The organism is Peribacillus sp. NPDC056705, from assembly GCF_043656335.1.
Genome location: NZ_JBHTYI010000002.1, coordinates 442033 through 460555, shown reverse-complemented (window position 1 = coordinate 460555; position 18523 = coordinate 442033). Strand labels below are relative to the sequence as shown.

The 18523-nt window shown below is 44.6% G+C and carries 21 protein-coding genes and 1 other annotated feature; of the genes, 4 read left to right on the top strand and 17 right to left on the bottom strand.

Translation table 11 applies throughout. The annotated features are described in order from the left end of the window. Positions 1-154 (top strand): IS3 family transposase (locus tag ACFRAK_RS04670; RefSeq protein ID WP_387599374.1); only part of this gene is annotated, 154 nt, incomplete at its 5' end. An 84-nt stretch (positions 155-238) separates the two neighbouring features. Here ACFRAK_RS04670 and ACFRAK_RS04665 read toward each other — a convergent pair. From ACFRAK_RS04665 to safA, 4 genes are all read right to left on the bottom strand, one after another. Next, on the bottom strand, positions 239-748 hold the full coding sequence (locus ACFRAK_RS04665; protein WP_387604457.1) for a BofC C-terminal domain-containing protein: 510 nt from the start codon (positions 746-748) through the stop codon (positions 239-241). 101 nt (positions 749-849) lie between these two features. After that, entirely contained in the window at positions 850-1449 is a 600-nt protein-coding gene (locus ACFRAK_RS04660; RefSeq protein ID WP_394571362.1) for a YhcN/YlaJ family sporulation lipoprotein, read from the bottom strand. A gap of 102 nt (positions 1450-1551) precedes the next feature. Next, on the bottom strand, positions 1552-2499 hold the full coding sequence (locus ACFRAK_RS04655) for a phosphotransferase (protein ID WP_394571361.1): 948 nt from the start codon (positions 2497-2499) through the stop codon (positions 1552-1554). Then, complete coding sequence (gene safA / locus ACFRAK_RS04650; protein WP_394571360.1) at positions 2489-4999, bottom strand: SafA/ExsA family spore coat assembly protein; 2511 nt, start codon at positions 4997-4999, stop codon at positions 2489-2491. Before safA ends, ACFRAK_RS04655 begins: the two co-directional genes overlap by 11 nt. Before the next feature lie 319 nt (positions 5000-5318). Between safA and ypfJ the strand changes: the two genes are divergently transcribed. Then, positions 5319-6164 (top strand): KPN_02809 family neutral zinc metallopeptidase, encoded by an 846-nt coding sequence (gene ypfJ, locus ACFRAK_RS04645; protein ID WP_387707232.1) that lies wholly within the window; start codon positions 5319-5321, stop codon positions 6162-6164. 89 nt (positions 6165-6253) lie between these two features. On the opposite strand, the gene nadA is transcribed toward ypfJ, so the two are convergent. From nadA to nadB, 3 genes are read right to left on the bottom strand one after another with little or no spacing between them, the layout of a single operon-like run. Continuing rightward, complete coding sequence (nadA, locus tag ACFRAK_RS04640) at positions 6254-7360, bottom strand: quinolinate synthase NadA (protein WP_394571359.1); 1107 nt, start codon at positions 7358-7360, stop codon at positions 6254-6256. Then, positions 7357-8208, bottom strand: a complete 852-nt coding sequence (nadC, locus tag ACFRAK_RS04635; protein WP_394571358.1) for a carboxylating nicotinate-nucleotide diphosphorylase — start codon at positions 8206-8208, stop codon at positions 7357-7359. Before nadC ends, nadA begins: the two co-directional genes overlap by 4 nt. Further along, positions 8189-9772 (bottom strand): L-aspartate oxidase, encoded by a 1584-nt coding sequence (nadB, locus tag ACFRAK_RS04630; protein ID WP_387604468.1) that lies wholly within the window; start codon positions 9770-9772, stop codon positions 8189-8191. The genes nadC and nadB overlap by 20 nt, the downstream gene beginning before the upstream one ends. Before the next feature lie 102 nt (positions 9773-9874). On the opposite strand from nadB, the gene ACFRAK_RS04625 reads away from it, so the two are divergent. Both ACFRAK_RS04625 and ACFRAK_RS04620 read left to right on the top strand, forming a co-directional pair. After that, positions 9875-11002, top strand: coding sequence for an IscS subfamily cysteine desulfurase (locus ACFRAK_RS04625; protein ID WP_387604470.1), 1128 nt, complete (start codon positions 9875-9877; stop codon positions 11000-11002). A gap of 49 nt (positions 11003-11051) precedes the next feature. Continuing rightward, positions 11052-11582, top strand: coding sequence for a transcription repressor NadR (locus ACFRAK_RS04620; RefSeq protein ID WP_098370081.1), 531 nt, complete (start codon positions 11052-11054; stop codon positions 11580-11582). Positions 11583-11635: 53 nt separating this feature from the next. Here ACFRAK_RS04620 and ACFRAK_RS04615 read toward each other — a convergent pair whose 3' ends face one another. The 10 genes from ACFRAK_RS04615 to ACFRAK_RS04570 form a co-directional block, all read right to left on the bottom strand. After that, complete coding sequence (locus ACFRAK_RS04615) at positions 11636-11800, bottom strand: hypothetical protein (RefSeq protein WP_387604472.1); 165 nt, start codon at positions 11798-11800, stop codon at positions 11636-11638. A 9-nt stretch (positions 11801-11809) separates the two neighbouring features. Continuing rightward, a complete protein-coding gene (locus tag ACFRAK_RS04610; RefSeq protein ID WP_387604474.1) occupies positions 11810-11932 on the bottom strand; it encodes a hypothetical protein in 123 nt (40 codons plus the stop codon). Between the two features lie 77 nt (positions 11933-12009). Next, positions 12010-12885: a prephenate dehydratase gene (pheA, locus tag ACFRAK_RS04605; RefSeq protein ID WP_387604476.1), complete on the bottom strand. Its 876-nt coding sequence runs from the start codon at positions 12883-12885 to the stop codon at positions 12010-12012. Positions 12886-13015: 130 nt separating this feature from the next. Further along, complete coding sequence (locus ACFRAK_RS04600) at positions 13016-13465, bottom strand: ACT domain-containing protein (protein WP_076364968.1); 450 nt, start codon at positions 13463-13465, stop codon at positions 13016-13018. Positions 13466-13505: 40 nt separating this feature from the next. Next, on the bottom strand, positions 13506-14795 hold the full coding sequence (gene obgE, locus ACFRAK_RS04595; RefSeq protein WP_260285313.1) for a GTPase ObgE: 1290 nt from the start codon (positions 14793-14795) through the stop codon (positions 13506-13508). A gap of 48 nt (positions 14796-14843) precedes the next feature. Then, entirely contained in the window at positions 14844-15383 is a 540-nt protein-coding gene (locus tag ACFRAK_RS04590) for a Spo0B domain-containing protein (protein ID WP_260285314.1), read from the bottom strand. Positions 15384-15920: 537 nt separating this feature from the next. Next, on the bottom strand, positions 15921-16211 hold the full coding sequence (gene rpmA / locus ACFRAK_RS04585) for a 50S ribosomal protein L27 (protein ID WP_061143474.1): 291 nt from the start codon (positions 16209-16211) through the stop codon (positions 15921-15923). Between the two features lie 12 nt (positions 16212-16223). Beyond that, the gene (locus ACFRAK_RS04580; RefSeq protein WP_192205951.1) at positions 16224-16556 is read right to left on the bottom strand and encodes a ribosomal-processing cysteine protease Prp; all 333 of its coding nucleotides are present in this window, start codon (positions 16554-16556) and stop codon (positions 16224-16226) included. 13 nt (positions 16557-16569) lie between these two features. Beyond that, entirely contained in the window at positions 16570-16878 is a 309-nt protein-coding gene (rplU, locus tag ACFRAK_RS04575; RefSeq protein WP_034308849.1) for a 50S ribosomal protein L21, read from the bottom strand. A gap of 13 nt (positions 16879-16891) precedes the next feature. After that, positions 16892-16975 (bottom strand) — a sequence feature (ribosomal protein L21 leader region). 75 nt (positions 16976-17050) lie between these two features. After that, a complete protein-coding gene (locus tag ACFRAK_RS04570; RefSeq protein WP_394571370.1) occupies positions 17051-18523 on the bottom strand; it encodes an Rne/Rng family ribonuclease in 1473 nt (490 codons plus the stop codon).

Genomic DNA, 18523 nt, shown 5'->3' with positions numbered 1-18523 from the left:
TGAATTGCTTTATCTCCAAGAGTTTGAAAGTATGGAGCACTTTGAAAAGGAATTAGATGATTATATTCATTACTATAACCACAAACGTATGAAGAGAAAATTAAACGACCTGAGTCCGATAGAATACCGAACTCAAGTCTTAGAAGCTGCTTAAACTATATGTCTAACTTTATTGGGTCAGATCAACCCGATTTTCATCGAGTTTACCTACAGTCTGGAGGGTGGGTATCATCCCATCCTAGTTTACCGAATATGGCTCATATTCTTTAATGAGCTGTTTATATTGGTCTTTATTCATGATTGGAATCCCTTTTTGCAGTTCCTCCTGCTTGTATGCTTCAAGTTTACCAACGTCTATTTGGTAGAAAGTATGAATGATCTTGGCGTGCTCAGGCCTTCCGATAAAAATGGATAACGTACCATCTTCCCTCATCCCAAGGTAACCATTCGCTTTTAAAAGCGGCGATATGTCATTTTCAATTTTCTTCATGACAATCTGCTCTTCATTTTGATCGATCACTATCCATCCTTCATATTTTGACCAAAAGTCCTCCATCGACCAAATTGTTTCTGTCAATTTCTCTTCACTTAATTCACCATCCAGATACATACGCTGAAGAATGACCTTCCTTTCAATAGGATCATTTTCCTTTTGAACGGTTTCTTCGGCAAAAACGGTTAGGCAAATTGGCAATATGAAAAGCGTCATGAAAAATTGGATTCTAAGTTGATTAATCAATATATTCACCTCTTAAGGCGTTTACTTTTTATGTAGTTTGACCCCAAATAAGGATTATTAACCAGAAAAAAATCAAAAAGAGCTGACTCCATATTGGGTCAGCCCACTTATTATTTTAAGTGATTTTCGTGAATGTTAAGGTTATCGAACATGTCATTGGCATCCAAAATGATCATTTCCCGCGTATCGCCATCCCGAAGATTGTTATCAAGTGTCATCGTCCTGAAATAGACACCTTCATCGGTGGTTACATATAGGGTGCGGCCATTTGTAAGGGGTCCGATTTCTCTCCTGATTCTCTTTTTAACATCTTTTGCCCGGCTGTAGTCATCAAGCCTCAAAGCTACCAGCATTTCATCTTTCATGATGACTGTCCTGGCATCGATGACCGGCTCCGCTTTCTTGGCGATACCATTAACTTGATCGGCAAAAGCACCTTCATAAGAATTATAATAAGATGATTTTGCCTTAAGCGGTTTACTTTCATGTCCATGGTAGTTACGGTCACTCTTACTGTACGCATCATCTTTATCGTATAAACCTTGCACTATATTCTCATAATTGATGTTGCGTACCAATGCATCTTTTTCATGGTACCCTGTATTATTCGTTATATTTTCATTTTCCGCTGTATCATTATTAGCACATCCAACCAAACTGACGGCAGCCAATACCGTACAAAGCGGATGTGCCCATTTTATTTTCTGCACCAATAACCCTCCCATTGCAATAGAATGAGCTATATTCCGCTCATAATTAGCATGGGTGTCGAACGGGAAATGTACTCTGTAAGATACGGCCAAAAACCCGTTTTAATTCCTTTTAAGGGAAGAAATCCTTTCCTTCAATTTTTCATTCATCTCCATTCGCTTCGAAAATCCTTCCACGGACATTTTCCAAACCGAATGAATCTGGGAAGAACTTTTATTAAGACGATTCCATTCACGGAAAATATCGGTAGGATAAGTTAACGCATATAAAAATGCCGGGTCTGACTTATACCTTTTCAATTGCGGAACTTCCCACATTTCGGTGGCCGCATCTCCCAAATGAGGCATAATACGATTTGCATACTGTAAATAATCAATGCACCTCGGGGCATTCGCCATTAAGTCAAAATCGATTAACGTCAAAGTGCCGTCCGCTCTCCGCAAGAAATTATGGTGGGCACAATCACCATGAATGATGACTTTCTTTTCCTTATTCCATAAAGACTGATTTTTATCAAACCCCTCTAGCGACCATTCACCCCATCTAATCCATTCCTTGATAATATCTTCGGAAACATATTGGCGAACATAAGAAAAGTTCTTTTTAAATAGTGATAAGCGTTCTTTCCACTTTTTTGATTGATTGAACACAGGAGCGTTAATGGAGACATGTTCCGACACATCATGGAAGCTTTCCAGTAACTGAATGCCCTCTAAGCGGTCCTTATGATTGGAATATTTGAATTTTTTCTTACTCGGTGGAAAATAGTCCATACTGCCATACCATTTCCCTTTAAATTGAAAGGGCATTAGATTCTGATGAATATAATACGTTTGATGAAATCCCTTTTGTTTTAATAAAGAAGTCAATTCCCTTTGCCGATCCCATTTTTCAAAACTGTCGAATCCTTTAAGGATCATAGGATGACCCTTTTCAAAAGTTAATAAATAGACACTGCTTTGAATATGGTGGACATTCTTTGGCTTACGATTTAAATAAGAGAGGAGACGAGTGTTAAAAACACTGTCTCCTTGATAATTAGTAGTCATCGCTTTCATCTACATATGTCGGTATCCCAAATGTTTCAGGCGCACGGACGCCCCCGAATTGGCCTGGCTGGCCTCCCATTTGCCCAGGTAACATTGCTTCCGGCTGACCACCAAGCTGGCCGCGCATCATGTCTCGCTGACCACCAAATTGTCCCGGTATCATTCCTGGCTGACCACCAAATTGTCCCGGCATCATTCCTGGCTGACTACCAAATTGTCCCGGCATCATTCCTGGCTGACTACCAAATTGTCCCGGCATCATTCCTGGCTGACTACCAAACTGTCCCGGCATCATTCCTGACTGGCCTGGGTTTTGACCGCCCATCATACCTGGCTGGCCTGGGTTTTGGCCGCCCATCATCATACCTGACTGACCTGGGTTTTGACCGCCCATCATACCTGGCTGACCTGGGTTTTGGCCGCCCATCATCATACCTGACTGACCTGGGTTTTGACCGCCCATCATACCCGGCTGACCTGGGTTTTGACCGCCCATCATCATACCCGGCTGACCTGGGTTTTGACCGCCCATCATCATACCCGGCTGGCCTGGGTTTTGACCGCCCATCATCATCCCTGGCTGGCCTGGGTTTTGGCCGCCCATCATCATACCTGACTGACCTGGGTTTTGACCGCCCATCATCATACCTGACTGACCTGGGTTTTGGCCGCCCATCATCATACCTGGCTGGCCTGGGTTTTGGCCGCCCATCATCATACCTGGCTGACCTGGGTTTTGACCGCCCATCATCATACCCGGCTGGCCTGGGTTTTGACCGCCCATCATCATCCCTGGCTGGTCTGCGTTTTGGCCGCCCATCATCATACCCGGCTGACCTGGGTTTTGACCGCCCATCATCATACCCGGCTGACCTAGGTTTTGACCGCCCATCATCATACCCGGCTGACCTGGGTTTTGACCGCCCATCATCATACCCGGCTGACCTGGGTTTTGACCGCCCATCATCATACCCGGCTGATCTGGGTTTTGACCGCCGATCATCATACCCGGCTGGTCTGGGTTTTGGCCGCCCATCATCATACCCGGCTGACCTGGGTTTTGACCGCCCATCATCATCCCCGGCTGACCTGGGTTTTGACCGCCCATCATCATCCCCGGCTGACCTGGGTTTTGACCGCCGATCATCATACCCGGCTGACCTGGGTTTTGGCCGCCCGTCATCATGAATCCATCATATGATTCTTCTGACTCATCTTCATATTGGGATGGCATCGCTATTCCCATCTGAGACTCTTTTGGTGACAACCCTGGGTATGGGGCTTGTGATTGAACGGATTGATATTGGTGATAATCTGGATGGTGATGTGCATTGGCAGCCATTTTCTTGTTCCCTTGATACTGCCCCTTCACTTCCGGTCCATAAGTTCCAAGTAACCCCTTATTACAGCCGCAATCCTCCTCACCGGCAGGCTGGGAATATTGCTGAGGGAAATTTTGATTGTATGAAGAAGGCAATTCGCCTGGTGACTCATAACCTTGTTGCATATATGAACCTGCTGCTTGAGCTTGTTGATTCATCCCTCCATAATAATGGTGCGGAACCGGTGCGGAGGCTTGATATGGATAATGTTGCTGGTCTGTTACATTCATGCTCGCCCCTTGGACGAATCCTTGATCCATCATTTGCATGTCAGAAGATTCCTCAAAAATTTCAGAGCTCTCTTCCATCATTGGATAACCTTGTATTTCCGGAGCCGCCTGATACCCTTGTGCACCTTGATATGGTGCTTGCATGCCATGCATATGCGCCCATGGTGGCGGCTGAATGCTATAACCGCTTCCAGGCAAGATTGGCGTTACTGGAATACAATCATCCACCGGCTCACTATATTCCTGAGCTGGCTGTACAGCTGGCTTTTTCTTCTTTTTGGTCACTGCAGGCTTTTCTTTTTTCTTCGGTAAAGGTGGTGGTGCTGGAGGCTTTTGCACACTCATATTGGTCATGTTGACCATATAATAATTATTGACGTCGATCTCCGGAATCACCGGCATGGGCACCGGCACTTCTTTTGGAACGATTACTTGCTTCTCTTTAATGATTGGCTTTGGCTGAATGATCTGCTTCTCTTTCTTAACCGGCTGTGGAACGATCTGTTTCTCTTTCACTGGTTTTTGAATGTTTGGCTGCTCTTTTACCGGCTGTTGAAATTTTGGCTGCTCTTTTACCGGCTGTTGAATTTTCTGCTGTTCTTTAACGGCCGGTTTTTTCATAATTTGCTGCTCTTTCATATTTGCTGACTGAGGCGGGTACGGTTGAATTTGGGATTCTTTCATTCCCGGCTGAATATTCACGGTTGGTTTACCCGTTTCTTTAATTACTGCTCCGGATGTCCCTGGTATTTTAATTTTCATTCCGGGCATCATCATGTCCGGATTGCTCAATTGCGTGTTAACTTTTTTAAGTTCTTCAAAACTGACGCCGTATTTTTTGGCGAGTTTCCAAAGTGTATCGCCTTTTTGGACTATATGAATTTTCACGCTGTTAACCCCTCCTGTGCATATGTCCATATATTCTATGAAGCAGTGGGTGAATTGCTATTATTTTTATCATGAAAACTTATGCGTGAAAAATGACTTTTATGATTGGATCAATGATTTAGGGACATAGAAGGTACTTTTTTGGAGAGGAAATAAATGATGGGACGTCTCAAAAAAGGAAGATCGCCCCTTTGAATTCCATTCCTGAAACGCATCTTTCAGGCTTCTGTCTAAACTCAGGGAAATCCGGGTATAAGAAAGGAAATGACCTAAGGCTTTGTCTTCAGGTACTTATCTTACATCCCTGGGGGTAATAATAATGAAATGGAAAGGTAGACAGGGCAGCACGAACGTCGAAGACAAAAGAGGCATGAGTGGAAAAGGCATGGCCGGAATCGGCGGAGGTGTCGGATTGGTAATTGTCTTGATCGTGACGCTCCTTGGCGGTAATCCAAGCGAATTGCTAGGCAGCTTGAATACCACTGAATCGAACAATGGCGGCTCTTATGTCGAAACTGATGAGGAGAAGGAACTTGCACAGTTCGTATCTGTCGTCCTTGCAGAAACGGAGCAGGTCTGGACAGAAGAATTCCGTAAAAATGGGCTGGAATATAAGGAACCGAACCTTGTCCTGTATTCGGGCAGTGTCGAATCGGCATGCGGGATGGCAGCTTCTTCGGTAGGACCATTTTATTGTCCGGGTGACATGAAGCTATATATTGATCTCAGCTTTTATCAAGAGTTAAAGCAAGAATTCCAGGCACCCGGGGATTTCGCCATGGCCTATGTCATTGCCCACGAAGTCGGACATCACGTTCAGACACTTTTAGGGACAACGGAAAAGGAAATGCCCGATCGTTCAAAGGTCAGCGAAACCGAATATAATAGGTTTTCTGTACGTCTTGAATTACAGGCCGATTATTTGGCTGGAGTTTGGGCACATCATGTCCAAGGAGAGAATTTGCTTGAAGCAGGCGATCTTGAGGAGGCCTTGAATGCAGCAAGTGGTGTAGGGGATGACCGTATCCAAGAAAGGGCACAAGGTTACACGGTGCCAGACAGCTTCACGCACGGCACTTCCGAACAGAGGAAACGGTGGTTCACTAAAGGATTTAAATCCGGTGATATGAATGAAGGCAATACTTTTAAAGCGAAAAACCTTTAAAAGTTCTTACCTGTTCGATTGCATAAGAAAAAAAGGGGGATTAGACCCCCTTTTTCTTATGCTCCAAAATCTTCTTAGAAAGCACTGACTCAAACGCGCTCCAGCATTCTGTTTAATGCTAGGATGGCATTATCCGCAATGCTTTTCTCCACTTTTATCGGATTGATGATGATACCTTCTTCAATGGATTCAAGCGCCCATAGCAGGTGAGGCAAATCAATCCGGTTCATTGTAAGACATGGACACATATTCGGATTTAACGAGATGATGTTCTTGTCAGGATTATTGGCGATAAGACGCTTGACAAGGTTCATTTCCGTGCCGATTGCCCAAGAACTGCCTGGTTCGGCTTTTTCGATCATATTGATGATGTACGATGTCGAACCCGCATAATCTGACAGGGCCACTACCTCACGGCGACATTCGGGATGAACGATGATATTCATTTCAGGCTGCTCCTCTCTAAGCGTTTCAATATTCGCCGTAGTGAAATTTTCATGGACTGAACAATGTCCTTTCCAAAGAAGTACCTTCAGATCTTCCAGTTCCCCTTCATAGATCAATTCATCTTTATGCGGATCCCAGACAGCCATTTCATTCAATGGGATCCCCAGGTCAAAGGCAGTGTTCCTCCCAAGATGCTGATCGGGAAGAAATAGGATTCTTTCTTTTTGCGAGAGGGCCCACGAGACCATCCCTTGTGCATTGGAGGACGTCACTGTCGCCCCGCCATTTTTCCCTACAAAAGCTTTGATGGCTGCAGTGGAATTCACATAAGTTAGCGGAAGGATCGTATCGCCAAATAAATCCTGAAGCTTTGTCCATGCCCGTTCCGTTTGTTCAATATCCGCCATATCTGCCATGGAGCAGCCTGCACGCATGTCAGGTAGGATAACCGTCTGCCCTTCTTCTGTCAAAATATCGGCTGTTTCAGCCATGAAATGCACGCCACAGAACACGATATAATCCGCTTCACGATTTTGCGCGGAAAGCTGGGCCAATTGAAGTGAATCCCCCGTTGAATCTGAAAATTGAATGACTTCCTCCCGTTGATAATGATGACCTGGAATATAAAGACGGTTCCCCAGTCGTTTCTTAATGTCAAGGACCCGATTCTCCATCTCTCCTTTTGTCATCGTTTTATATTTTTCAGGCAATGCATTTCCTGCTGTTTTAGCCATCTCCAATATATTCATTTCAATATCTCCTCTCGCTCTTTGACCTTTGCGCTAATATCAAGTGCCCTGACACTGTGCGTCAAGCTGCCCAACGAAATATAATCTACCCCTGTTTCCCGATATGAGGCTAGATTGTCTAAATGGATCCCTCCTGAAGCTTCAGTTATGATGTGGGCGGGTACCAATTTAATCAGTTGCTTGATTTCTTCAGGGCTCCGGTTATCGAACATGATGATATCTGCACCGGCTTCCACTGCTTCAAGTACCTGTTGTGGTGATTCCGTTTCCACTTCCACTTTAGTGGTATGTCCCAGTTTGGATTTTACCGTTTGGACCGCTTTCGTTATGGACCCAGCGAAAGAAATATGGTTGTCCTTTATCATGACTGCATCATAAAGACCATATCGGTGATTGAATGCCCCGCCGGAACGGACCGCATATTTTTCAAGCATCCGCAGGCCTGGTGTAGTTTTCCTCGTATCACAAGCTCTCGTCTTCGTCCCCGCCAAAATCATGGCAGCTTTATGAGCCTGTGTCGCAATGCCGGACATACGCTGCACTAAATTCAAAATTACCCGTTCCCCTTTTAAAAGGGAGGCCATATCGCCGGTCATTTTCGCAAGCTGCTGTCCTTTTTCGAAAAATTCGCCATCTTGAACAAAAAGGAAAACCTCGATTTGCTCATCCAACAATGCAAATCCCGTCTTGATGACGTCCCCTCCACTAAAGACCCCGCCTTCTTTTGCGATGAATGTCAAAGTTCCTTGTTCACCTTGATCAAAAATCGTATCACTCGTTACATCGCATTCCCCTATATCTTCCATTAAAAATTGTTGCAGCCTCTGCTTAAGCTTCAATATATTCATATAGTCGTCTCCCTTTCACTCGGTTTTTTACATCCGTACAAGCAAGGATAACCGAATTCTCAAGCCATTGGGCGTCATCTTCCTCAGGATAGTCACTGCGGAAATGACCGCCCCTGCTTTCCGTTCTGGTCAATGCGGATTCGGCAATCAGCCAAGCCACGATGATGGCATTGATTTTCGTTATTTCTTGTATCGATAATGCCGTTACTTCCATATGCAGCAATTTTTCGATAGGAAATGTCTCTAGATAAACCTTCAGTCGAGTTAAACCCGCTTCATTTCGAACGATTCCCGCTTCGTTCATTAATTTTTCCCGCAATGTCGTAAGATCGGGTAGAAAGGGAATTTGACTGGAATTCTTGGACTGCTCTTTTACTTCCGGTATCGACCTTGACGGGACTTTAGCAAGGAAACGGCCAAGCGCATTTCCAAAAACCAATCCTTCGAGAAGGGAGTTGCTTGCCAATCGGTTTGCACCATGTACACCAGTGCATGCCACTTCACCAACTGCATACAAAGAGGGTACTGAGGTTTGCCCCGATTCATCCACTTCAATCCCTCCCATTAGAAAATGGTTTCCTGGTGCAACCGGGATTTTCCCCAAATGAAGGTCCAGCCCGCTTTTTTCACATAATGAGCTCACTGTCGGAAAACGATTTTTAAAATCCTTAATCATCGAAATATCCAAAAATACCTTTTCACCGCGCTGCAAATAAGAAAAAATCGTCTGTGCAACAATATGCCTTGGTGCTAGATCTTTCAAGCTATGGACATCCTCCATGATCGGCGCTCCCATTTCAGTCACTAATCTCGCGCCATCCCCGCGAACCGCTTCTGAAACGAGCCCTTTCGCTTTGCCATTCACAAAAAGCAAGGTCGGATGGAATTGTATGAATTCCATATCACGAACTTTTGCACCGGCCTTGAATGCAAGTGCGATTCCATCACCTGAAACCGTTTGTGAATTTGAAGTGAAATGGTATAGGGAACCACAGCCGCCTGTAGCCAAAACCGTCTGTTCCGCATGATAGGCAACAAGTTCCCCTGCCTTATCAAGTGTTTTGACGCCTATGCAAGTATCATCTTGCCCGATGATCAACTCCACTGCAGCAACATTCTCCATCACAGTAATCGATGATTTTTTCAAGCACCCTATAAGATGTTCCATCATGTACTTTCCTGTAGCATCCCCGTGACTGTGGAGGATTCTTCGTTCACTGTGGGCGCCCTCCATGCCAAGCAATAGAGTTCCGTCATCATCATGGTCAAATCGCATACCCGAATCAATAAGCTCAGCTATAACCGAAGGTGCCTCTTCGACGAGTTTTTCCACTGCCCTCACCTTGTTATATCGCTGACCAGCTGCCAGCGTATCTTTTTTATGAAAGGATACTCGGTCACGATCAGATAATGCAGCGGCAATTCCGCCCTGGGCTAAATAAGAATTACCATGACGGATATTTGATTTTGTGATGAGTATCACATGCTTATGTTCACTTGCTTCCAATGCCGTTTTCAAGGCAGCAATCCCACTGCCTATCACGATGATTTCCGCTTTTACCATTCTTTCATTCCTCCTGTTTATTACAGGTGTCTTGACAACTATATTTACATATTATTAAACTATTATCAAGAGTTTTTTAGATTAAAGGATGGAAGTGATTTCTTGATTTATTTGGATTACGCCGCTACAACTCCGATTGATGAGGAGGCTCTCGACGTATTTAGCCAAGCAGCCCGGAAGTTTTTCGGGAATGCGAGCAGTTTGCATGATATTGGCTCTGAAGCGGGACGTTTATTGGATATGTCACGGCAGCAACTCGCAGAAATGCTGAACATAAAAAAGGAAGGAATCATCTTTACGAGCGGCGGATCGGAAAGCAATATGCTTGCGATCGATACATTCATCGCTTCGAAACCCTCCTGGCAGAACCATTTGATTGTAAGCCGAACTGAACATGCATCTCTTGCAAATTTCGTGGAAAAACTTGAACAAGAAGGATTCGAGGTTACTTATTTACGGCATTTGGAAGATGGCCGGGTTGATATTGAACATCTGCAGGAATGTATGTCGGAGAAAACATGCTTGGTCATTGTCCAGCATGTGAATTCGGAAATCGGGGTCATTCAACCCATTGAGCAAATAAGTGAAATCGTTCGAAAACACGAGGCTTTTTTTCATGTGGATTGTGTCCAATCATTTGCTAAATTACCGCTTGGGCAGATAGCAGCCTCATGTGATGGACTATCCGTTTCCAGTCATAAAGTTTATGGTCCAAAAGGGATTGGGGCCGTCATTTTCCCGGCCATCCATCAGTTGAAGCCTTCGGTACCGAATATCACTCATGAATATGGTTTCAGGCCAGGAACAGTGGATGTCCCCGGAATTGCTTCCTTCGTAACCGCTGCCAAGAAATTGGGGGATATCATGGAAGGTGAACGAAAACGGATTTCCACACTTAGGATACAATTGATCCGACTGCTAACGGAAAGGAAAATCGATTTTCAAATCATCGAAGCAAAAAACGAGCAATTGCCTCACATTCTGGCGCTGACCTTCGCTGGATTGCAAGGACAGTACATCATGTTGGAATTAAACCAGAAAGGATTCGCCGTTTCGACGGGAAGCGCCTGTCAAATCGGTAAACAGGATCCTTCAAAAACGATGATGGCCATTGGGAAAAGCGAAGATGAAGCCCATCAATTCGTCCGCCTTTCCTTTGGCAAAAACACGACGGCCGATGACATTCACAAGTTGGCGGACTGCATCGAAGGAATAGCTGCCATTCGATAAAACCCTCCAATCTGTGTTAAAATGTTTGTAATTAAAGAGGTGAATGTTTATGGAAAGAAAGAAATTACTCGGGGAAGAAAGACGGACGAAACTCTTACATTTATTGCAAACAAGCGCGGAGCCTGTAACGGGCAGCGAGCTTTCGCAGATAACGAATGTAAGCCGGCAGGTTATCGTTGGTGACATAACCCTACTCAAAGCGCGGAATGAACCTATCATCGCCACAAGCCAAGGCTATCTGTACTTACAAACGGGGAGCACGCAAAAGCCGGAAAGGATCATTGCTTGCCAACACGATCCTTCCCGGACCCAAGAAGAGCTATATTTACTTGTGGATATCGGCATCACGGTGAAAGATGTCAAAATCGAGCATCCCGTTTACGGCGACCTAACCGCTTCCATCATGGTCAGCAGCCGGAAGGAAGTCCAGCAATTCCTTTCAAGGGTGACGGCAACGAACGCATCTTTTTTATCGGAACTGACGAGCGGCATCCATCTCCATACACTGAGCGCAGCATCTGAAGAACTGCTCGACGAAGCGGAGTGTGCTTTAAGGGATGCCGGCATTTTAGTCGATTGAATGAACCCAAAATCCTCAAAAGCCATATCTTTTGAGGATTTTTTCATTGGTCATTATGCTCCCCCATCATCGGAATTGCTTTCATTTGAGCAGCCTTCCCCGGAGTTTTCTTCCTGGTTACTTCTCAACTGCCCGATAAGACTGATGACGGAACCGGCTGCCTGAACCCAGCCTCCCGTCGCTTGGATTAATTCCGCATCAGATGGCTTCTCTTCCAAATCAGGATATTAATATTTTTGCAGTTCCTGCTCCTTATCTTGCTCTTCTTCCTTTTGATCCTTTTCTTGGACTTTTTCTAGAACACAATCGGCAATTCCGCCATACGCTTGAATACAAATCTTAACGAACACAAAAAATGCCCCGGAAATACTCCCAGGGCACCCTTTTTATTCATTGTATAAACCTCAGCTGAGGTTATACCATTCATTCATCGTTGCGGTACACCTGTTTGGACTTTAAAGCATGAATAGCTTCCCATGATCGAAACCGTACATCCTAATGCCTCGAGCTCAGAGATCGCTCCTGGGATGAGGACATCATCAAGGGACATTTCGATGTCGATGATGAAGAAGTAATTGCCCAATCCTGTTTTCATTGGTCTCGATTCAATCTTGGAAAGATTAAGTTTCCTCCAGGAAAAAGCGGAAAGGACTTGGTGCAGCTGCCCTGAGTGGTCAGCAGGCAGCTGAATCATCAAGGTCGTTTTCTTGTCCCCTTCAACGGTCAAATGCCCTTCAAAGTCGACTTCACTGTTGGATACGACGATAAACTTGGTGTGATTATGTTCGTAATCGTGAATATTTTGTTTAACAATCGTCAAACCGTACTCCTCCGCAGCCATATCATTTGCAATCGCAGCAATATTGATATCGGGATTCTCCATCACCATCTTCGCAGCGGCTGCAGTGGATGTGACATACTCATATGGAACGCCCCTTAGCTCATTATGTAGAAATTTGCGGCATTGAGCAATGGCATGGGAATGCGAATAAACCATGTCAGGTTTGAAACCAGGATATGCATGATCCGGATGTACCATATAATGCTGTTGGATTGGAATCGTGACTTCGCCTTTCATCGGTAATGTGACTTCATGGACTAAGTAATCCATCGTTATATTTACCGAACCCTCCAAAGCATTCTCGATCGGCACGAGCGCGTGATTCACTTCCCCGTCCCGAACAGCATCAAGGCAGTCCGGAATCGTGTTCATCGGTATTTTTATATCATTAGGAAATAGTCGCGATACAGCTAAATCCGTGAATGTTGCTTTTGGTCCAAGAAATGCGATTTTTGATGTCATATTATAAACTCCTTCTCACGGAAAATCTACTGTTTATGTTATGCCATTTTCTGATTTTTTACAATACTTAATCGTTAATTTTCCCTTACAAAAGAAAACAGCCTGTACATCTGAAATGTACAGGCTGTTTTCATGCGCCGTTACCAATGATTTCGACTTTTTCGACGAACTCCATTTTACGCAGTTTAGTGAGCAGATCATCAATATCCATCGTCATCCCGCCCGTATTAAGGGATAGGGTGACATTTGCACGTCCCTGCAAAGGAATCGTTTGGTGGATAGTCATGATGTTGCAACCGGATGAGGCGACGAGCCGTAAAAGCTCCGATAGAGTACCAGAACGATCTTCGAGATAGAAGAACAGTGTAATCAGCTTTTCCTTAACAACTGTATGAAACGGAAAAACCGTGTCACGGTATTTGTAAAATGCACTCCTGCTTAGGTCCACCCGCTGTACAGCTTCCCAAACTGATTCTGCTTTTCCCCGTTCAATCATTTCTTTTGCATCCAGCGTTTTTTTCATCGCTTCGGGAAGGACATCCTCTCGAACGAGGAAAAATTTCTGATCGGCCTTATTCAAACTCCGCACGCCTCCTTTTGCCTGCCATCATGGTTTACAATCAATCCACAAATTCAAATTCATATTCAAGGATACGCACGATATCGCCATTTGTCGCACCTTTTTGGCGAAGGCCTTCGTCGACTCCGAATGAACGAAGCTGTCTGGCGAAACGACGTACGGACTCTTCACGGGTAAAGTCAGTCATTTTGAATAGACGCTCGACCTTGAATCCTGATACGGCAAAGCTGCCATCGGATTCGCGTTCAATGTTAAATTCATCAGACTGTGATGTATGTTTATAAAGAACCCGATGGATTCCAGTATTCTCTTCTTCATGATCAAGAGGGAACTCAGGCGTTTCTTCGATTTTATCCGCAATTGCATAAAGAAGCTCACGGATCCCTTCACGGGTCACGGCAGAAATCGGGAAGACAGGATAGTCCTCTTCCAGCTTTTCCTTGAAAGCCGCTAGATTATCTGCTGAGTCCGGCATATCCATTTTACTTGCAACAATGATTTGCGGACGTTCAGTCAAGCGCAGGTTATACTCTTCCAACTCTTTATTGATTGTTTGGTAGTCTTCATATGGATCACGGCCTTCAAGACCCGACATATCGATTACATGAATGATTACCCTCGTTCTTTCAATATGGCGCAGGAATTGATGTCCAAGACCCACTCCTTCTGAAGCACCTTCGATCAGACCAGGTAAATCGGCCATGACAAAGCTACGGTGATCTTCCGTTTCCACCATTCCGAGGTTCGGTACGATCGTCGTGAAATGGTATTCGGCAATTTTAGGCCTTGCTGCGGATACGACGGAAAGCAAAGTGGATTTCCCTACACTCGGGAAACCAACCAAACCGACATCAGCCAACAGTTTCAATTCCATGACGATATCGCGTTCCTGGCCCGGTTCGCCATTCTCAGCGATTTCAGGTGCAGGATTGGCAGGTGTGGCAAAGCGGGAATTTCCCCGGCCTCCGCGGCCACCCTTGGCAATGATGGCGCGTTGCCCGTGCTCAACTAAATCAGCAATGACTTCCTTCGTTTTATCATCAATGACAACCGTGCCTGGTGGAACCTTGATGACCATATCCTTTGCAGCCGCACCATGCATGTTTTTGGACATGCCATGTTCTCCGCGAGGTGCCTTAAAGTGACGTTGATAACGGAAATCCATTAATGTACGCAAGCCCTCTTCCACTTCAAAAACGACATTTGCCCCATTACCGCCATCTCCGCCAGCAGGTCCGCCTTTAGGTATGAATTTCTCACGACGATAAGCAACTATCCCGTTACCACCGTCTCCGCCTTTTACATAGACTTTCGTTTGATCGACAAACATGCTATCACTTCCTTGTTTTCTGCAAGTCATTTCTTGCTGTATACTTCTCTAAAAGTTAATATCCATCTTAAAAAATATTTCATCCTCATTACATTCAAGAATTTCAATTGATTGCTCGGCCGTCAATGAACGTTCCAAAAACTCGATCACTGGGGATTGATCAATGAACCTGCCTTGCATATGAAATGAACAGTGCATATCGCTCACTTCTTTTTTACACATGGAAACAGCCAGTATATTTTCAAAAAACGGATCCAGATTCTTATCCAGAATATCAAAGAAATCGTTTGTCCAGCGATACATCAGCCCGTCCATCTCAGTTGAGCCTTCAAAAACATCAATGATTTCATATTCGCAATAAAAGGATCCATTATTCCAATTCGACGTCAACAACATCTCGGTGAACTTAGGTAAATTCAAACTGGAAAGGCGTGCTTCATTCTGGGTTTCAACAATGATTTCATCGATGATGCCCTTGACACGGTCGATTCTGTTCAACTCCAGATTCCCTTTGATGATTTGAATTTTATTCAGCCAGTCATGCCTGGTTTGACGCAGAGTTTCAATAGTCGTCCAATTTTTATCCATTATTAACACCTTCAATTATGATAAAGAAACTTTTTTCGGCTCTATCATGTTGAATACTTCCATTTGTACAGTATATCAAAAAAACAACAAACAGGAAATGAAGCTTGATTCACATGCCTTCACATGAAAGCCCCCGTCCAAAAAATACAGCCGCACACCCTGAGTTCTTTGGACGATGGTAGAGCCATTTGAACTAAAAAAGAGAATGGGCCTTATTTATGCACCAATTGGAGATATTATAGTTGAATTGGAGTGTCTATTTGGTTTAACCAAATCGGATGGATGAGTATTCTTGGATTTCCCCCTGAAAGTTTAAGAAAGCCCGCCTATTGGCGAGCCATTTGTAAGTCAGAGGTTGTTTTCCTTATACTAATGACTAAAGTCTCCTGCAAAATGCTGGTTCGTTCCTATAGTATAAATAAAGGGCCGGACCCCTTCATCACTATATAACATACCATTATTAAAAATGACGCGGTATATAGTGTCTTGTAGAAGGAATCAGACCCTTTTGAGTCAGCCTCTGTTCAAAGATGCCAATTATGCTTCTTGTGCAACTGGATATACGCTTACTTTTTTACGGTCACGTCCGAAACGTTCGAATTTAACAACACCGTCTACTTTAGCGTATAGAGTATCGTCTCCACCACGGCCTACGTTCTCACCAGGATAGATTTTCGTTCCGCGTTGACGGTAAAGGATAGAACCACCAGATACGAATTGACCATCTGCACGTTTAGCGCCAAGACGCTTGGAGATTGAGTCACGTCCGTTCTTTGTAGAACCTACTCCTTTTTTCGAAGCGAAGAACTGAAGATTTAATCTTAACATTTGTTCCACCTCCTATTGGTTGAGGATAATTTTCATGTATTTACCATAATCACGTTCGATGGTTTGCAGCGATACGAGCATGCCGTTCAAAAGCAGCTGAACCTTCCCTTCCGATTCCGGCGAAAGATTCCCCGGAATGACGCAGCGAAGATAGCCGCCTTCTCTCCCTTGCTCGATCTCAGGTTCTACGTCCGTTAAGGACATGATTGCATTGACTGCCCCGAAGGAAACAGCCGATACACCTGCACAAACAATATCAGAACCTTTTTTAGCAAAATTAGCATGTCCGCTTAAGGTGAACGAAGCAATCCGTTCCTGCGGAGCATCAAATACAACTTTAATCATCTAGAATCAGCCCTTACGCGTTGATTGCTTCGATAACAACTTTAGTGTATGGTTGACGATGACCTTGTTTTTTACGATTGTTCTTCTTCGCTTTGTATTTGAAAACAGTGATTTTCTTTTGCTTACCTTGTTTTTCGACAGTACCTGTTACAGTAGCGCCTTCAACTAGTGGAGCACCGACTTTCACGTCTTCGCCACCTACGAATAAAACTTTGTCAAATGTAACAGTTTCGCCTGCTTCTGCGTTTAATTTTTCAATGTAAACCGCTTCGCCAGCTGCTACTTTAATTTGTTTACCGCCAGTTTCGATAATTGCGTACATACTTGCACCTCCTTAAATGTCTCAGACTCGCCAATCACAGGCGTTTTACCAGATAGGCAAAAGCTTAAAACCTGTTGTTGAGCGGTTGTAGCACGGGTGCTACAAACATAACATTAAAATCCTAACATGAAACAGGAAAGGCTGTCAATATATTTATTAGAATTCCCGCTCTTCAATTGAAAGCCCGCCCGATTTCCTGCATGCTTCCGAAGCGCTTGATGGAATAGGCATTGCTCGAACCTGGGATAAAAGATAGGAAAATCTTTTTAGCGATCAATTCCTCCAGTGTCGGCCGATATGATTCTTTTTCGCCAAGCAGCACGTCCGCCACCGCTTTACTGACCTCCACCCAGACCGCTTCATCATCCGTCTTCCTGTGTTCCAGCAGTTCCCGTTCCAACCGGAAGGCCACTGTTTCCGGGCTCTCGATTTTACCGCTTCCACTGCACACCGGGCATGGTACCGACATCATTTCACTTAAAGACGGGGAGGTTCGTTTTCTCGTCATTTGTAAAATGCCCAATTCCGTAAAGCCGATGACCTGGATTCGCTTCTCATCTCTCACCGCTTCCTTTTTGACGATGTCGATGATTTCCTGCTCATGCCGCGAATTGTCCATATTGATGAAATCTATCAAGATGATTCCGCTGATATTCCTCAATCTCAGTTGACGGGCGACTTCCTTTGCCGCAGCCTGATTAACCGCAAACAATGTAGCTTCCTTCGCCACCTTGCCGATGAATTTACCTGAATTGACATCGATTACGGTGAAAGCTTCCGTTTCTTCAAAAATTAAATATCCGCCATTCTCAAGCCAAACAATTTTCTTGGCCATCTTCTCCACTTGCGCTTCGACATTCCATTCGAAAAAAATGTTCTTTGGACCCGATACATGGGATATTTCCCACTCCTTGCGGTTTTCCTGTATCCACTTTTTCAGCTCCCGATAAGCCTCGAAATCATCGATGGCCAGTTCCCCCGTCGCCGCTCCCGACATTTCAGAAATGATCATGTCCAGGTATGCGTCCCTCTCATAGAGTATGGATGGGGCCTTGAGGGAAGCAGCCTTAACTTCAAGCCCTTTATAGAGCTCGCGCAATCCAGTTAACCTGTCAAGGAATACCGCTTCACTTTCGTTCTCCATCGAGGTGCGGACAATCAATCCCTCATCAGCATTTTTATACTGCAAGGCCGTTTCCCGCCACTGCTTTTGAAGATCATCGTTTTTGAATTTCTTTGAAACACCAACATAATCTATTCCATGTATGTATACGAGGGATTCTGTTGAAAACTCGATCAGCCCAGTCAATTTAGCTCCTTTAGTGCCCGTTTCATCCCGAGTCACCTGAACTAGCAGCTTTTCTCCCTGATGGACAAATTGACCGATGGATGCTTTCCCATCCGTTTTTTTTGTCTGCTGGAAAGAGGGAATCTCGTCACGGTGTAAAAAACCATTCCTCTCTGCACCATAATCAATGAAGACGGCATCCATTCCCGGTAAAACCTTCGTCACTTTCCCAAGATAAATATTGCCGACCGTACTGCGCTTTTGAGGCGGCATGATTTCAAGTTTACGTAAAACACCATTCTCAAGTACGGCCACTCTTTTTTCGCGTGAAGCTAAGTTCGCGATCATTTTTTTCAT

Excerpts from the sequence above, each read along its gene's own strand:
- nadB (WP_387604468.1), bottom strand. The coding sequence starts at position 9,772 with ATGGTAAAAGCGGAAATCATCGTGATAGGCAGTGGGATTGCTGCCTTG.
- nadA (WP_394571359.1), bottom strand. The coding sequence starts at position 7,360 with ATGAATATATTGGAGATGGCTAAAACAGCAGGAAATGCATTGCCTGAA.
- ACFRAK_RS04580 (WP_192205951.1), bottom strand. The coding sequence starts at position 16,556 with ATGATTAAAGTTGTATTTGATGCTCCGCAGGAACGGATTGCTTCGTTC.
- ypfJ (WP_387707232.1), top strand. The coding sequence starts at position 5,319 with ATGAAATGGAAAGGTAGACAGGGCAGCACGAACGTCGAAGACAAAAGA.
- ACFRAK_RS04655 (WP_394571361.1), bottom strand. The coding sequence starts at position 2,499 with ATGACTACTAATTATCAAGGAGACAGTGTTTTTAACACTCGTCTCCTC.
- nadC (WP_394571358.1), bottom strand. The coding sequence starts at position 8,208 with ATGAATATATTGAAGCTTAAGCAGAGGCTGCAACAATTTTTAATGGAA.
- ACFRAK_RS04620 (WP_098370081.1), top strand. The coding sequence starts at position 11,052 with ATGGAAAGAAAGAAATTACTCGGGGAAGAAAGACGGACGAAACTCTTA.
- ACFRAK_RS04590 (WP_260285314.1), bottom strand. The coding sequence starts at position 15,383 with ATGGATAAAAATTGGACGACTATTGAAACTCTGCGTCAAACCAGGCAT.
- pheA (WP_387604476.1), bottom strand. The coding sequence starts at position 12,885 with ATGACATCAAAAATCGCATTTCTTGGACCAAAAGCAACATTCACGGAT.
- obgE (WP_260285313.1), bottom strand. The coding sequence starts at position 14,795 with ATGTTTGTCGATCAAACGAAAGTCTATGTAAAAGGCGGAGACGGTGGT.
- rpmA (WP_061143474.1), bottom strand. The coding sequence starts at position 16,211 with ATGTTAAGATTAAATCTTCAGTTCTTCGCTTCGAAAAAAGGAGTAGGT.
- rplU (WP_034308849.1), bottom strand. The coding sequence starts at position 16,878 with ATGTACGCAATTATCGAAACTGGCGGTAAACAAATTAAAGTAGCAGCT.
- ACFRAK_RS04570 (WP_394571370.1), bottom strand. The coding sequence starts at position 18,523 with ATGAAAAAAATGATCGCGAACTTAGCTTCACGCGAAAAAAGAGTGGCC.